Source organism: Opitutaceae bacterium TAV5 (assembly GCA_000242935.3).
Lineage (GTDB): Bacteria > Verrucomicrobiota > Verrucomicrobiia > Opitutales > Opitutaceae > Geminisphaera.
Genome location: CP007053.1, coordinates 181,586 through 195,351 on the forward strand (window position 1 = coordinate 181,586; position 13,766 = coordinate 195,351).

19 protein-coding genes and 1 tRNA gene are annotated in these 13,766 nt (G+C 61.4%); 5 read left to right on the forward strand and 15 right to left on the reverse strand.

Features of this window, described 5'->3' with window-relative positions; all coding sequences use genetic code 11:
• Nucleotides 1-65: 65 nt before the first annotated feature.
• The 14 genes from OPIT5_01275 to OPIT5_01340 form a co-directional block, all read right to left on the reverse strand.
• The gene (locus OPIT5_01275) at nucleotides 66-803 is read right to left on the reverse strand and encodes a hypothetical protein (protein ID AHF89102.1); all 738 of its coding nucleotides are present in this window, start codon (nucleotides 801-803) and stop codon (nucleotides 66-68) included.
• 148 nt (nucleotides 804-951) lie between these two features.
• On the reverse strand, nucleotides 952-2,529 hold the full coding sequence (locus OPIT5_01280; GenBank protein AHF89103.1) for a DNA polymerase sliding clamp subunit: 1,578 nt from the start codon (nucleotides 2,527-2,529) through the stop codon (nucleotides 952-954).
• A gap of 197 nt (nucleotides 2,530-2,726) precedes the next feature.
• A complete protein-coding gene (locus OPIT5_01285) occupies nucleotides 2,727-2,894 on the reverse strand; it encodes a hypothetical protein (GenBank protein ID AHF89104.1) in 168 nt (55 codons plus the stop codon).
• Entirely contained in the window at nucleotides 2,891-3,085 is a 195-nt protein-coding gene (locus OPIT5_01290; GenBank protein AHF89105.1) for a hypothetical protein, read from the reverse strand. The genes OPIT5_01285 and OPIT5_01290 overlap by 4 nt, the downstream gene beginning before the upstream one ends.
• A 2-nt stretch (nucleotides 3,086-3,087) precedes the next feature.
• The gene (locus tag OPIT5_01295; GenBank protein AHF89106.1) at nucleotides 3,088-3,354 is read right to left on the reverse strand and encodes a hypothetical protein; all 267 of its coding nucleotides are present in this window, start codon (nucleotides 3,352-3,354) and stop codon (nucleotides 3,088-3,090) included.
• Nucleotides 3,351-4,241 carry a hypothetical protein gene (locus tag OPIT5_01300; GenBank protein ID AHF89107.1) on the reverse strand — a complete coding sequence of 297 codons (891 nt, stop codon included), beginning with the start codon at nucleotides 4,239-4,241 and terminating at the stop codon, nucleotides 3,351-3,353. Before OPIT5_01300 ends, OPIT5_01295 begins: the two co-directional genes overlap by 4 nt.
• Nucleotides 4,238-4,831, reverse strand: coding sequence for a hypothetical protein (locus OPIT5_01305; GenBank protein AHF89108.1), 594 nt, complete (start codon nucleotides 4,829-4,831; stop codon nucleotides 4,238-4,240). Before OPIT5_01305 ends, OPIT5_01300 begins: the two co-directional genes overlap by 4 nt.
• Nucleotides 4,832-4,928: 97 nt before the next feature.
• The gene (locus tag OPIT5_01310) at nucleotides 4,929-5,642 is read right to left on the reverse strand and encodes a hypothetical protein (protein AHF93948.1); all 714 of its coding nucleotides are present in this window, start codon (nucleotides 5,640-5,642) and stop codon (nucleotides 4,929-4,931) included.
• The gene (locus OPIT5_01315; GenBank protein AHF89109.1) at nucleotides 5,639-6,055 is read right to left on the reverse strand and encodes a guanosine-3,5-bis(Diphosphate) 3-diphosphatase; all 417 of its coding nucleotides are present in this window, start codon (nucleotides 6,053-6,055) and stop codon (nucleotides 5,639-5,641) included. Before OPIT5_01315 ends, OPIT5_01310 begins: the two co-directional genes overlap by 4 nt.
• Nucleotides 6,039-6,344, reverse strand: a complete 306-nt coding sequence (locus OPIT5_01320; GenBank protein AHF93949.1) for a hypothetical protein — start codon at nucleotides 6,342-6,344, stop codon at nucleotides 6,039-6,041. The genes OPIT5_01315 and OPIT5_01320 overlap by 17 nt, the downstream gene beginning before the upstream one ends.
• Nucleotides 6,341-6,700, reverse strand: a complete 360-nt coding sequence (locus tag OPIT5_01325; GenBank protein AHF93950.1) for a hypothetical protein — start codon at nucleotides 6,698-6,700, stop codon at nucleotides 6,341-6,343. The genes OPIT5_01320 and OPIT5_01325 overlap by 4 nt, the downstream gene beginning before the upstream one ends.
• A complete protein-coding gene (locus OPIT5_01330; protein AHF93951.1) occupies nucleotides 6,693-7,163 on the reverse strand; it encodes a hypothetical protein in 471 nt (156 codons plus the stop codon). The genes OPIT5_01325 and OPIT5_01330 overlap by 8 nt, the downstream gene beginning before the upstream one ends.
• Nucleotides 7,164-7,244: 81 nt before the next feature.
• Nucleotides 7,245-8,861 (reverse strand): hypothetical protein, encoded by a 1,617-nt coding sequence (locus tag OPIT5_01335; protein AHF93952.1) that lies wholly within the window; start codon nucleotides 8,859-8,861, stop codon nucleotides 7,245-7,247.
• Nucleotides 8,858-9,169 carry a hypothetical protein gene (locus tag OPIT5_01340; GenBank protein ID AHF93953.1) on the reverse strand — a complete coding sequence of 104 codons (312 nt, stop codon included), beginning with the start codon at nucleotides 9,167-9,169 and terminating at the stop codon, nucleotides 8,858-8,860. Before OPIT5_01340 ends, OPIT5_01335 begins: the two co-directional genes overlap by 4 nt.
• Nucleotides 9,170-9,187: 18 nt before the next feature.
• Between OPIT5_01340 and OPIT5_01345 the strand changes: the two genes are divergently transcribed.
• Nucleotides 9,188-9,277, forward strand: coding sequence for a hypothetical protein (locus tag OPIT5_01345; GenBank protein AHF93954.1), 90 nt, complete (start codon nucleotides 9,188-9,190; stop codon nucleotides 9,275-9,277).
• A gap of 771 nt (nucleotides 9,278-10,048) precedes the next feature.
• On the opposite strand, the gene OPIT5_01350 is transcribed toward OPIT5_01345, so the two are convergent.
• On the reverse strand, nucleotides 10,049-11,089 hold the full coding sequence (locus OPIT5_01350; protein AHF89110.1) for an integrase: 1,041 nt from the start codon (nucleotides 11,087-11,089) through the stop codon (nucleotides 10,049-10,051).
• A 224-nt stretch (nucleotides 11,090-11,313) separates the two neighbouring features.
• On the opposite strand from OPIT5_01350, the gene OPIT5_01355 reads away from it, so the two are divergent.
• The 4 genes from OPIT5_01355 to OPIT5_01370 all read left to right on the forward strand — a co-directional run bounded on the left by OPIT5_01355 (nucleotide 11,314) and on the right by OPIT5_01370 (nucleotide 13,648).
• A tRNA-Lys gene (locus tag OPIT5_01355) sits at nucleotides 11,314-11,388 on the forward strand.
• Between the two features lie 100 nt (nucleotides 11,389-11,488).
• On the forward strand, nucleotides 11,489-12,145 hold the full coding sequence (locus OPIT5_01360; protein AHF89111.1) for an endonuclease III: 657 nt from the start codon (nucleotides 11,489-11,491) through the stop codon (nucleotides 12,143-12,145).
• On the forward strand, nucleotides 12,142-12,240 hold the full coding sequence (locus tag OPIT5_01365) for a hypothetical protein (protein AHF93955.1): 99 nt from the start codon (nucleotides 12,142-12,144) through the stop codon (nucleotides 12,238-12,240). Before OPIT5_01360 ends, OPIT5_01365 begins: the two co-directional genes overlap by 4 nt.
• A gap of 25 nt (nucleotides 12,241-12,265) precedes the next feature.
• The gene (locus OPIT5_01370) at nucleotides 12,266-13,648 is read left to right on the forward strand and encodes a magnesium transporter (GenBank protein ID AHF89112.1); all 1,383 of its coding nucleotides are present in this window, start codon (nucleotides 12,266-12,268) and stop codon (nucleotides 13,646-13,648) included.
• Nucleotides 13,649-13,766 lie beyond the last annotated feature (118 nt).

The window sequence follows — 13,766 nt, forward strand, 5'->3', positions numbered from 1 at the left end:
CGCGTCCCGACATTATCACCTGATAGCTAAAAAAAGGCCCTCACAAGAGAGCCTTTGCCAGCCGGTCAGTTTCTCCCGGCCAGCCCGACATACCCGTCCATCAGGCCATGCAGGGCCTGGGTGCGGGCAGGGAGCATCGGGAGGTTGCCTTTCAGCGCCTCGGTGAAGGCGTTGAACAGGCTCCAGGTGTTACGGGGCCGGAATTCCTCATAGCCCGGCTCGCGCCATTCCTTGAGAACCCGGGGCAGCGTCGTGACCGGACAGACACCGCTGTCCACGGCCCGGATCATCAGGTCGTGCGCTTCGGTGTCCCCGATGCGGGCGTCCTGGTAGCAGGCGATGCGCTTGTCCTGCGAATGCCACCGGTCAACCAGCTGGCCGATGGCTTTTTCGGTGAGCATGGGCAGGTCGCGGGTGATGAAGCGTGTATGTTTTCTGGCAATACACACTTCCCCGTGAAACGCGAGGTTGTCGCAGACGAAGACCTGGGAGCCGGCGACGAGACCGGCAGGAAACCGCTTGTCGTGCGAATTTCTCAGTCCCAGGACCCAGGCATAGCCGGAGTGCTGCGAACCGTTCTGCACCTGGATGAGGCCGAAATAACGGTCGCCGCCATGCGACAGGGCATGAGCCTGGCTGACGATGGAGAGGCGGGCGGAAGCCAGCGCACGCTCGATCTGTTCGACGAGCCGCAGATGCGGGATCGGCGTCCAGGTGGGCGTGGCCAGCGGAGTGCGGATTTCACGGAGCGTGCTGCGTTCGACGGCAGCGGCTCCGCAGTGGAGGAGAAGGTTGCATTTCATGATGTGGATCGGGTTTTGGTTGTTTTGGTGTGATGCGGTGATGACGGGTTGGTTTTTTCGGAAAACGACGAAGGCCACGCTCCTTTTGGAATACGTGGCCTTCGTCTGTTCTCCGTGCTCTGTCCTGTAGTTATCCGGCAAACACGCGCTACACTTCGACCGTGCGAAGGGCGCGGATGTTTTTCTTCAGGGTTTCATGGTCGCGTTCGAGCGCCTTTTGCTGGCGGACCGATTCGCGGATAAAAACCTGAAGGTTGCCCAGCGTGCCGTTCAACTCCCGGAGGAGATCGCGGGCGCGCTGGATCGACTGCTGCGCGGCATCGACGCCGGAAGCCTGGGCCTCCGGCGCGGCGGTGACGTGCGTTTTTTGCGGCGCGGCGGCGACAATGCCGGGAGTGCCGGTGCTGTTGCCGATGCGTGGTTGTGCGATGGCTACCATGGTTGTGCTTTCGTTGCGGGTTGTGGATGCGGCCGGGTTGGCCCCGGTCGCGTTTTTGTTTTCGTTGGTGGATGCGGCCTGCGGTGAGGCAGGCTCCGCATCCGGGAGATCCGCCGCCTTCGGCTCCGGAGCCGGGGCGGCGGACGGAGTGGCTGACGTTTTGGCCGGAGGCGGACCGACACGGGGACGGTTGGGAGTCCAGATGTTCACGCGGTGGCCGTCGCGCATGACGACCGGGGTCACATCGTCGCAAACGTGCAGGTCGCGGAATCCCCGCCGGAGTGCTCCGAGCAGGTAGTTCGCATCGAACTGCACGTCGCCGATGTCTTCGCCTTCCGGCACGCGGATAACCCGGCTCCTGCCGAGTTCGACGCGGACCTGCGGCAGGTGCGGCGGCGGGTTCAGGAACGCGCCTTCCTCACGGATCGTCAGGCAGACGGGGCTGTGCTTGTCCCGAAATCCGGGAAGCCGGGGCAGCACGGTCCTGAGCCGGGCGGCGTCCTCGTCCGAGATGCGCAGGTGAGCCTTGTAGCCGTCGGGCTTCGGGATCACCTGCCGCCAGTTCAGGTATTTTCCGGGGATCAGCCGGGTGGTCCACATCCACGGGCCGGAGGCAAGCCGGGCGACCGGGGACGTGTCGTGTTTCCACGTCGTGAAGAGCAGCGTGCCACCGGCGGTCTTGCCGATGACGGCGGGGACTCCGGAGAGCGGGAACACCAGGCCCTCGTCGGGCAATGGCAGATCGAGGCTGTTGCGGGCGTAGAGCTGGCGTCCGTCCGTGGCGACAACGGCGTGCTTTTCGACAAAAACACCGTTGATCAGGTAACGGTTGCTTTCGGTGCTCGCACAGTCCGCCGCCTCGACCATCGAGGCGAGGACAGCGGACGGCAGGCCGACGGGAGGACGCCCGGCGGGAGTCGGCACGGCGGGAAAATCCCCCGGCGGCTCCCCCCTGAACGGCAGGATGACCGGCGCGCCGCCGCTGAGGCAACGGATCGTCGGTTGCGGGAAGGGCTCGATGGCGATGTCGCTCCCGGCATCCGCCGACCTGGCGACGCCGTCCAGGGTTTCCCAGGGAACGAGCACCTTGCCGGTGGCGATATCGTCGGAATGTCCGGCACCCTCGAAAAGCAGGTGCTCGTCGGGAGTGGCGACGTCGAGCCGGACGGAATCGCTGTTGCCGACGACACGCACGCAGCGAAGCGCCGGGAGCGTCTGTCGGGCAGGCTTGAGGACGCGCAGGCCGGCAAGGGCCTCGCGCAATGTTTTCAGGCTGAATGTTATCATGATGGTGTGTGGTTGATGATGGAGGGTTGATGATTAACGTTGATGTAGTTGTTTATTGGTTACGTATTGCCCGCCAGATCGGCGGACAGGTTAAACACCACGGCCCGCCTCCCTCTCCCGTCCCTTGTGCGGGAAGGCGGAGGAAGAACGGGCCGTGGCGGTGCGGGTTTTTGTTGCGTTGCTGAATGCTTCCCCGCTTATGGCGGCTGGTTGTCGCGGGGGTGGTTGCGCCGGCATTTTTCCCGTGCCCGCCAGACCAGCGGAGCAAGGATGACGACGAGCAGGGGAACCCACTGCCGGGCTCCGACCAGCACTCCCGTGAGGAAGCAGAGCAGCAAAATGAGGACAGGGACGGGCGGTTTCATCGGCGTCGCATTTGCCCCAGGGCATACGCCACCGATGCGACCAGGATCGCGCCGGAGAGCATGGCGAAGGGGCTGAGGATTGTTTTGGATTGTTCGACCAGGGCCGGTTGCCAGAGGAGCGGCGTGACGGTCGCCCCGGCGACAAACGACAGGGCCGCAAGCAGGATCAGGCGGAGGAGAAGGGCGGGCATGGCTATTTCCTCCTCCTGCCGCTGGCGATGACCAGCGCGACCCCGCCGAGCAGCGAGCACAGCACCGCGCAACTGCCGACCCATTTCAGGGATTCGGCAAGGCGGGGCGCGTCGATGATCTGCCGGGACGGGACCGGCGGCGGTTGTCCGAGACCGCATCCCGCCAGCACGCCGGACAGGCCCAGCATGGCGACAAGGAGCAGGATCGGAAAACCGCAGATGACGGCGCGGCTGTGGCTGCGCTGTCCGGGTCGGGAAGGTTGTCTCATGGCAGGCCTCCTTTCCACTGGCGGCACTCCGCGTGAAACGGGCACCACGAGCACTGCATGCCCGGCGACGGGTAGTAGCAGTCGTTGGCCACGCCGTTCGCATAGGTCTCCACCAGCCGGGCAAACCGGTCGCGCTGGATCGGGCCGGGCGGCGGCAACGCATGGGCGATGACCTTCGGCGTCTTCGTCTTCACGAGGAAAACGAGTTCGCCGCCGGGGCAGGTTTCCCCGGTCGCGTCCTCGATCAACAGCGTGTAGGCGGTCAGCTGAAGCTCGTGCTGCCAGGCTTCGTTGTCCAGGTCCGGTGTCGCCGCGATGGTCTTGTAGTCCACCGGGGTGTGGTCGGCCTTCACCAGGTCGATCACGCCGAGCAGCGGCACCGCCAGTTGCGGGAGGTCGGCATGCACCTTCACCTCGACCCCGGCGGGTTTTTCGGTGGCCGGGTGTACGCCGCATTCCAGATACGCCCATAGCAGCGGCTCGCCCTTGGCGCGAACCTCCTGCTCCTGCTGTGTCGCTTCCCAGGCGACATTTTTGTTGTCCTCCGGGTTGTCGAAGGCCGCGTAATATGCCGCCATGACCGCGAGGAAGGACGCGTCGCCGCCGCGCCAGCGCGCCTTGTTGTAGTGCTGCAACGCCGCATGGACCGCCCGGCCCAGGTGCAACGCCGGGCTGGACGGCTTTGCCAGCATGAGCACCTTCTCGAAGTAGAACCGCAGGCGGCATCCGAGGAAGGATTTGAGGCGCGAGACCGAGACGTATTCCAGCGGATCGCCGCCCGTGACGGTCGATCCGGGCGAGGCGGACGGAGCGGATTCCGGCGGCGGCGATGACGGTTCGTGCGTATCGGATGTTCCGTTACGGCCGGGTTCAGGAATGGCGATCATCGCGCAGTCCTCCCCCAGGCCGCACGGCGGTAACCGCCGCGGTTTCCGTTTCCGCCGGTGCCGCCAGTGCCGCCTCCTCCCCGGCGCGAGGCCGGCGGGTTGCGGTCGGCATACGTTTCGAGCAGTTCATCGATCAGCGACGACGCCTGAAGCTTGTTCAGTTGCCGCACGCCGCTCCCGAACCGCGTCTGCGAGAGGTTTTCCACCTCGTCCTTGTCCAGCCGGTGCTCGTCCACGATCCGGAGGATCAGGTCGCGCTGCTTGTCCGAGCACCGCCACGCCGGCCCGTCTCCGTTCCCGCTGGCGGGTGCCGGCGCAGGCGCGGGCGAGGCATTGCTGGCGCTGGCATATCCGGCGCGCCGGGGGATGGCATTCCCCGGGGGTGGCGCGGGTGTTTCGCCGGGGATGAACCCGGCCTGCACAATCTGCGAATCCACGGCCGTCTGAAGGCGGCTGTAGAGTTCCGCGTTGACCTGCTCCAGCTGCGACAGGTCCGTGAGTTCCGTTCTCAGCGTGACCGAGAACTGGTGCGAGGAATAGGCCGGCAACCCGACTTTCTTCGCGTAGTTGGCTTCGATGATGACTGGCATCTTCTCGCCTCCTTTCGTGTTTGACCGCTACATGAAAACAAAACGCCCCGGAGGCGGTCGGCTCTCCGGGGCGATGGATAAGGGCAATGTGTCCTTATCAATTATATATAGCACAAAGAGAAGCGTTGTTGCAGGGCGTCGAAAAGGGAACGAGATCACTCAAAAACATCCTCCGCGACATCCAAAAATATCCACGATTTCGGTACCCGATCCCTCGCGCCTTGTCCTCCGGCGTTTCCCGCCAGCACCACGAGGCGCCCGTCTGGTCGACCAGGGAAGGAATGTCATAGCCGCGACGCATCAGGTACTGGATCGCCGGATGCTCCGGAGGCAGCATCGTCAGCATCGTGGTGTCGCCCGGGCGCTCCGGGACAAGGTTGCCCCGTTCGTCCCGGACAAGCGATCTCGACGTGTCGTTGACCCGGATCTGGCCGGACATGCTGCCGGTCGCCTGGATGCCCCTGGCAGCCAGATTCGGCATGCGCAGGAGCCCTGACAGGCGGTAGCTGGTCGAAGTCTTCATGCAGCGCCCGACCAGGTCCATGTCGTAGGTGCCTGCTCTCTGGCGCCAGGTTCCAAGTCCCAGCGCCTTGTCGGCATTCACGCAACAATGCATCTTTTCCAGCTCGATCCTGCCGTACAGTTCCAGCGCCTTCGGGCTGGCGAAATAAATATGAAAACCGTTCTTTTCCTTGGTGATCCGGACGTCCCCGTGAACACGCTTCAGTTTCCCGGCCAGCAGCATGACTTCATGCGGCACGCTGGCGCCGACGTTGCCCGACGAGCTGACAACAGGATTTTCCCAGCTCATACGCCTTCGGTCAGAAACAGAAGATCAGTCGCGTAACGCCGGATCTGCCCCACCGTCGGCTCGTCCGCGAGATTGGTCAGCATGTCCGCAAGCTTCACGGTGCGCGCAACGAGATCCCTTTTTATTCCATCCATGTAAACGCGGTGCGGAACACAATCATCCTTTGTCAGCCGGAGGACTGACCGGACCACGTCGATCGGAACGCCCTGATCCTGCAGACTTTTCCAGGTTTCACTGGTGTCCTCCAGCACGTCGTGCAACCATGCGGCGGCAATCGTCTTCTCCCCCGCATTCCTTACCCGGTGAACAACCCCTTCCACGTGAAACAGGTAAGGGGTAATGCCGTCGCGGCGCGTCTGCCCGGCGTGAGCCTTCCGGGCTATCTGCTCGGCCAGTTCAACGAGCGTCTGCATGCCGGAGGTCCTCCCTCGCCTCAAGTGCTCTGTCCAGGTACAGTTCCTGGAGCTTGATCACCCTTTCTATGTTCCTGCCCCGGTTTCGGAAGTGCATGATCAGTTCCCCCAGTATAGCGTCCAGCTGGTCCGCCCTCACCTTGGCATCCCGCAGCTCCTCTTCGACCTTTATCAGACGTGCGTCTGAAGCCGTCAGCAGCGCCTCTGCAGCCATCAACTTCGCTGCCAGTTCCTGTTTCGTAAACTTGCCTGCGCAAGCCTTCCGGTCTGTCGGTTCGAGCGTGCTCATTTCGCAATCAGGTCTGCTGCCCGCATCAGTTGAACCAGGTCGCGCTTGGCGGCATCAAGATCCAGCTGGATCCGCTCCACGCGCGACAGCATGTTCAGGGTCAGGGAGCCGGCCGCGTTTTGCAGATCCTTGTACTTCCTGTCTTCGGGAGCCGGGCAACCAGCGTGGTCCGCGGCAGCCTTGGCGCACGCTGCACGCTCGGCTTCAAAGAACGACCCGTCCTGAAGCGACTGCCGGACCTTCGCCAGACCCTCGCGCCTGGACGGTTTCTGCGGGGTAATGAACCCGGATGTCACAGCCTTGCCCGCAATGCCTGTAGCCTTTTTCAAATCCTTCATATTGATCTTTTTAATCATCTAATGTGTCGTTTCCAACCACCTTGTTGTAGTTTGCTTCCTGCTCAGGCGACAGGCTGTAGTCCTCGCCTCCCCGAGTACCTGCTGCCCACTCTGCTTCCCCGCGCACCTGCGATGCTTTCGATTCCCGAAGCGACTCCTCGATCATGGCTTCCAGTTTCGGCACGAATGCCCGCAGCATGGCCTCGAAGTCAGAATCTTGTTTGTCGCTCAGGTCCGACAGCCTTGCCCGACCCTCCCAGTCGTAATCATGAGCATTGAAAGGAGCGCTCATGCGCATGTCCGACACCAGACACTCCAGATCCAGTAAAAAATTTTTCGCAGGAACACCGAGGCGATTCCTGATCTTGTTGACCATCGGATCGGTCGTTCCTTCGTATGACTCGCCGGGGATGTGTCGTGCCCGCAGCCTTTTGGCCAGCTTCAGAAAAGAGCTGGCTGCTTTCGGACAGCAATCGAACATCCCGGACCATCTTGCAAAAAAGAGTTCAGCAAGGAACTCCGCCCTGTTTTCAACAGTAAGACTCATGGTTTATTCCTTTCATCAGGCCGCAGCCTGTTCACAGTTCAATTCCTCGGTCAGCGCATTGCAGGGAGCGTTGACCGCCTCTTCCCAGGCATGCCGGGCAGCAGATTCCGGCGTGAGCCCGATGACTTCATCCAGCACCTCGGCCATCTCTTTCACAGGCGTCATCGGATGCAAGCCAGCATGCAGACCCTCCAACCATTCGATGAGCGAAGCCCTCATGCGGGAAAGCCCTGAACTATCAAGCTTTACAACACTTTCGAGGTCAACTCCAGTCGCCTTTCTGGCAATCGCGAACGCGTCGTGGCGATGCGACATGCTGACCGCCATCCGGGGAATGGGCAAGCTGTCAGGCAGTGTCTTCGCTCCTCTCCGGATCAACTCGGCCGCGGCCAGCCAGGAGTAACGTTCCATGCTTGTCTCCAGGATGTTCCGAAGATCCTCGGAGGTCATGGCCAGCACCGTCTCCACATCGGTCTCAAGGTCCTTTTTCGGCTTCCGGTTGCCTCTGACGTGGAGCTTTTCAGAGATGCTTTCAGACAACCACATATATTTGTCTGAAAGAAGTTTACGCAAGTTTCTGACCGCCGAGCCAGCGCACTTCAGCAGATCCATGAGACATCCGGGGTTGAACTTTTCCGGGATGATCCTCATGTACTTGAACATGAACAGGTAGTCTGACGCTGGCACAGTATTGCGTCTCAGGGTCCTGAGGAGCTTGCGTGCTTCCTGCTGCCCCAGCCCATCCGCCGGGAACGCTGACCTTGCCGCCGCTGCGACCTCCGGGAAAGCCGCTTCGAGTCCTGCGACGTAGTCCTTCTGCGCCTTCCGGCACGGCTTGCCCTCACGCTTCAGCCGGGAGGAAGACTTCTTTTCGCTGAACGGCTTCGACTTGCGCCCTGCGCTCCCGGCGGCAGACGCCGAGCGTAGCGAGGGGTTTGCCGGGCTGGCTGGAACGGAAGCCGGGAAGGTTGCAAGGTTTGTGATCGCCGAAGGCGCAACGTTAGATTTTGAAGTCCCCGGCCCGGAGTCCGGTTCCGAGCGCAGCGAGGTTCCGGACGGAGGAAACGGGGATTTAGGGGTCTTATTATCATTATACCCAATCATTCCTAAGGTCTCACCCTGAGATTCGAAACGGGCAGCGGAACGCGCATTCTTGCAGTACGTCAGTCTCAAAACGTTCTTCCCGGTGGTTTCGTGGATCGCATAAACTCCGTAAGCGTCTTCCCGGGACAGGAAGCTGTCCTTGTCTGCGTTCTTCGGACGATAGCGTGCTCCGACCAGGCGTGTGTGCTTTGCGTCCTTCGGGAACACCACCCGCTTCGGGGTGACAGCTTTCCTGCTTCTTCCTTTCGGAACTTCCGTGAGGTAACCCTTCTTGCGAAGTCTGCATACCGCACACCCGACCGCCCGGGATTTTGACGGCAACCCGGCCATGTACGCGATCATGCTGTCGCAAGCCCAGCACCATCCCTCTCCGCCATCGCTGAGCTGGTAGATCGCACTCAGGATCAGTTTCTCGGTGGAGCTGATTCCCGGAAGGCGGTTGATGTCGCCGTGGATTGTGCCGATCGGTGCGTCAAGGTCGATGGCCTGCTTGTTGTGGATGATGGCGTCGGGAGATATGCTTTTCATTCGAAGAAAGTTGTCATGTACACTACGAAGCCAGAAACAGTATCCTTTATCGCGAGAGCCGCATCCGGATCGAGTTTGCGGCGATTCATGAACATTATAGATTCATTTGCGTTCATCATGCGAATCGTGCCATCGTTCGTGATACAAGGTTGTCCTGCGACAGCAGGTAAATCCAAGTCGCCGGTTAAAATCTCCAGATCGATTTGCTGTTTCTTTGATTTTCCGGGCGGATTCTTGCGACCTTTGATCGCCTCCAGAACCGCCACTGTCCTGTTTACGGCGCCTGTGTTGTAATTTATACTATTCATATATCAAGGCTGCTCCGCATGAGCAATGGCGACAACCTGCTGGTTGAAAAAATGCTCCGAGTTTATTTTTTTCCGGCCAAAAACCTTTCTACCGCGGCCCGGCTATAGAGTTTGCGACGGATACCGGGAACGGGCGTCAATAGCCCCCGGCGCTCCAGCCGCCAAAGGCTGGTTGTGGAGAGTCCCAGTAGCTTTTGAAGGTCTGCTTTGTGGTAAACGGTCATCTCTGTATTATTCTCAAATGTGCTTGGCATCGTGATTACATTTCTGAGCGTTCCCCGCCCTTCCTTCAATGGAATCAGTTCGGCACGCAAAAAAATCAGCGAAAATGCATTGAATGGAAATATTGACATGAGTCTGCCGAAATCCCGAATTTATATGGTAAAATCCTATTTATCAGCATGTAATGCTATAATCAGGTTACACTAATTTTTTACCGAACAATCAAGAAAAGTGCGAGTGAACAGATCGTTTTTCGTACGAAACGTATCCCTCAATCTTCCAATGATTTACCAAGGAAAAAATCGAACATGCCAACGCCTGCCCGAGCCAAGGAAAGCGAACTGCTGCTGCATGCGCAGGCATACCCTCAACTATAAAATAATGATAGGGATCCGGGCTTGGAAGACATGGTTGCATGGTCGCCTCTCCTTCCCTCCTTTCCCCGGGTGTTTGATCCGCTCGGTCAAAAGGCATCCGTCGAGACCGCGATACTCAACTTCGGGCAGTTGCCGGAAAACTGTTCACTGGCAGTATGCATTTTTACCAAGGTCAAGTACGGTACTTTTCAGCAATATAATGATTGCTGTGGCCGCTTGATAGATGGAGTCGGCTTCTGCCGCGATTCCGCAGAAGTGCGGCTCCAGCAACAAAATAATTTTACTTCCAGAATTTCACCTTTGCCGCCTGCTCCACACTATGCGCCCGGCGGTGATGGGCGTAGATCCGCATCAGGAGCGCGCCGCCATCAGCATGGCCGAGCCATGCGGCAACGGTCGGGATATCGACACCCGCCTCGATGCACGTGGTTGCGAAGGCATCGCGCAGATCATGATGTGTCAACCGGTCCACTCCGACCGCCGCGCAAGCCCTCGTCAGGCTCTTCTGTGCTTCCCTGACGGCCAGAACGGGCGAAGCCGGATCGATGTGCGGCTTGCCGTCCGTAACCACGGTAGCGGCTTTTTCCCGGCGTTTCCGGATGACTTCCAGCAGGGTTCGCGCTGCCGGTATCATCGGAACCTCACGTCGGGCGGCATCTGTCTTCGTCCCGTTGACGTGAATGATTCCGCGCTCAAAATCCATGTCCTGCCAGCGGACGCCGGCGGCTTCCTTCAGGCGACAGCCCGTGAAGGCAAGGAAACGGCAAAGCAAGGCGGCCTCAATGCTTCGTCCGCCTGGCCGCTCCATCGCCTCAAAGACTTCCCTCAGTTTGTCCGTTTCCGGGAGCTTGGGCTTGCGAGGAGCATCCTTTGCCTTGATGCCGCGCACCTTCAGCGGGTTTGCGTGCAGCGCGCCGGTCTCGATGGCGATATCGAGCATCTTGCGAAGTGCATCGACGGCCTTGTTAAACCGTCCGGGTGATTTTCCCGAAACGGCATTCGTCTCCGCCTTGCTGCCAGGCGGACGATTGCCGGTTCCCTCTTTCAGAGCCCGGTCACGCCATTTCTCGACTGCGGTGCGGGTTATCTCGTCCGGACGCAAGTCACCGAATCCGGGCCATGTCTTTTCGATGTAGGCGATATGTTCGCGATAGGCATCCCGGGTGTTGTCTGCGATGTCCGCCCGCTCCTCGACACGCTGGCGGTAAAGCGTGAGCAGGTCGCGCATCCGCCCGACGCCCTGCCCCGCCGCACGGGCGGCCTTGCGGGTACGCTCGATACGTGACCTGTGCTCGGCGAAGCGCACGCGGGCAATTTCCATCAAATTCGTTTCCAAAGGCACAAATTTCGTCTTGCCCGCGATTGTGAAGCGCCCGTAATACCGCCCTCCCTTATGCCGTAACAGGCCGGGTAGCTTTGTTCTTTGCCATGTCTTTTCTTTCGTCTCGTTTCCCATGATTTCCTGATTTGTCTCCGGAAACTGTGAAAACGACTATGAAAAGTCAGCAAGACCGAAGTCCTAAGTTGTTAGGCATCAAGTAGAACGGGTTGATAGCTCAATGGTAGAGCAGCGTCCTTTTAAGTCGTTGGTTCTGGGTTCGAATCCCAGTCAACCCACCACCTTTCCGAGCCTCGCCGAATATCTCTTCGCCGGGGTTCTTTTTTGTCCGCCGGCCGCCGGCCGACCCTTCCGCTGCCACCCTTCCCGACCCGCATCGCCATGAATCGTGCCGACACCGCCGCCTGGATTTCCCGTCGTCTCGCCGAGCTTTACCCGCACCCGGCCATTCCGCTCGATCATCGCGATCCCTACACGTTGCTCATCGCCGTGCTCCTCTCCGCCCAGTGCACCGACAAGCGCGTCAACCTCACCACCCCCGCCCTCTTCGCCCTCGCCGACAATCCGCGCGACATGGCCCGGCTCTCCGTTGACCGCATCAATGCCATCGTCCGTCCCTGCGGTCTCGCTCCGCGCAAGGCGCAGGCCATTCACGCCCTTTCCGGCATCCTGCTCGACAAACATGGCGGCGAAGTGCCGCGCACCTTTGCCGAACTCGAGGCGCTCCCCGGCGTCGGCCACAAGACCGCCTCCGTCGTCATGTCGCAGGCTTTCGGTTTTCCGGCGTTTCCGGTCGATACCCACATCCACCGTCTCGCCCAGCGCTGGCGCCTCACTCCCGCCGGCGCCAACGTCGAACGCACCGAACGCGACCTGAAGGCCCTTTTCCCGGAATCGGACTGGAATTCCCTGCATCTTCGCATCATCTATTACGGACGCGAACACTGCACCGCCCGCGGTTGCGACGGCACCACCTGCGAGATCTGCCGTCACGTCAACTCCGGCCGCAAACACCCTGTTCGCGCAGTCCGCGCATGAAATCACCCTCCGCTTCCCTCCTTCACCTCAACATCGCCGGACTCCGCGTCGACGCCGGCCGCCAACGGACGCATCCCACCTCCGCCCTCCGCTAGACCCGGCGCAGCAGCCGCCCGCGCCATGTCCGACATCAATCAGGTCCGCACCGACATCACCGCTCTTCTCGCCCGCAAGGACGCCACGGCCCTCCGCCAGCTTGCCGCCCGCTGGCTCCCCGCCGACCTCGCCCCGCATCTCTCCGTCCTTCCCGAGCCCCAGCTCGCCGTCCTCGTCCGTATCGGCCCGCGCGACCTCTCCGCCGCCGTCTTCAGTTACCTCGAACCGGCCGCGCAAAAACGCCTCCTCCGCCTGATCACCCAGGAGCAGGCCGCCTCTCTCCTCAACGCCCTCCCGCCCGACGACCGCACCGCCTTCCTCCAGGAGCAGCCGCTCGATGTCGCCCTGCAGCTCCTCGCCATGCTGACGCCGGAAAACCGCGCCGAAGCCGAGGCGCTCATGGCCTACCCCGAGGGCAGCGTCGGCCGCATGATGACGCTCGACTACATCGCCGTGCGCCCCGAGTGGACCGTAGCCGAATCCCTCGATCACATCCGCGCCCTCGGCTGCGACCGGGAGACCCTCAATATCATCTACGTCGTCGACGCCGCCGGTCACCTCATCGACGATATCCGCGTCCGCCGTTTCCTCCTCGCGCAACCCGGCCAGCACGTCCGCGACCTGATGGATGGCAACGTTGTCCGTCTCTCTGCCGCCGATACCCGCGAACACGCTCTCGATCTCGTCCGCAAGCTCGACCGCGTCGCCCTGCCTGTGACCGACGACGCCGGCCGGCTCATCGGCATCGTCACCGTGGACGACATCCTCGACGTCGCCGAAGCCGAAGCCACCGAAGACATCCACAAACTCGGCGGCAGCGAGGCACTCGACGAACCGTATATCTCGATCGCCCTCGGCAAGATGATCCGCAAGCGCGCCGGCTGGCTCGTCGTCCTCTTCCTCGGCGAAATGCTCACCGCCACCGCCATGGGATTTTTCGAGGAGGAAATCGCCAAGGCCGTGGTCCTCGCGCTCTTCGTGCCCCTCGTCATTTCCTCCGGCGGCAACGCCGGTTCGCAGGCTGCCACCCTCGTCATCCGCGCGCTCGCGCTCGGCGAATTTCGCCTGCGCGACTGGTGGCGCGTCATGCACCGCGAACTCTTCGCGGGTCTCGCGCTCGGCGCCATCCTCGGCACGGTCGGCTTCCTGCGCATCGCCGTGTGGGCGCAATTTTCCAGCATCTACGGTCCGCACTGGCTCCTCATCGGCGGCGCGGTCGGAGCCTCCCTCGTCGGCATCGTCCTGTGGGGTTCGCTCGTCGGTTCGATGCTTCCGCTCCTGCTGAAGCGCCTCGGCTTCGATCCGGCGACCTCGAGCGCCCCGTTCGTCGCCACGCTCGTCGACGTCACCGGGCTGATCATCTACTTCAGCGTCGCCTGGCTGTTTCTCGACGGCACGCTGCTCTGATCCCGCAGGCAGCCGCGCCCGCCCGTCCATGCATTCGGCGCACACCCCGCCGGCCGGCTTGACATCGCCGCCCTGCCGGCCTTCCGTGCGTCTTCACCAATTTGTTTAGGCGAACCCG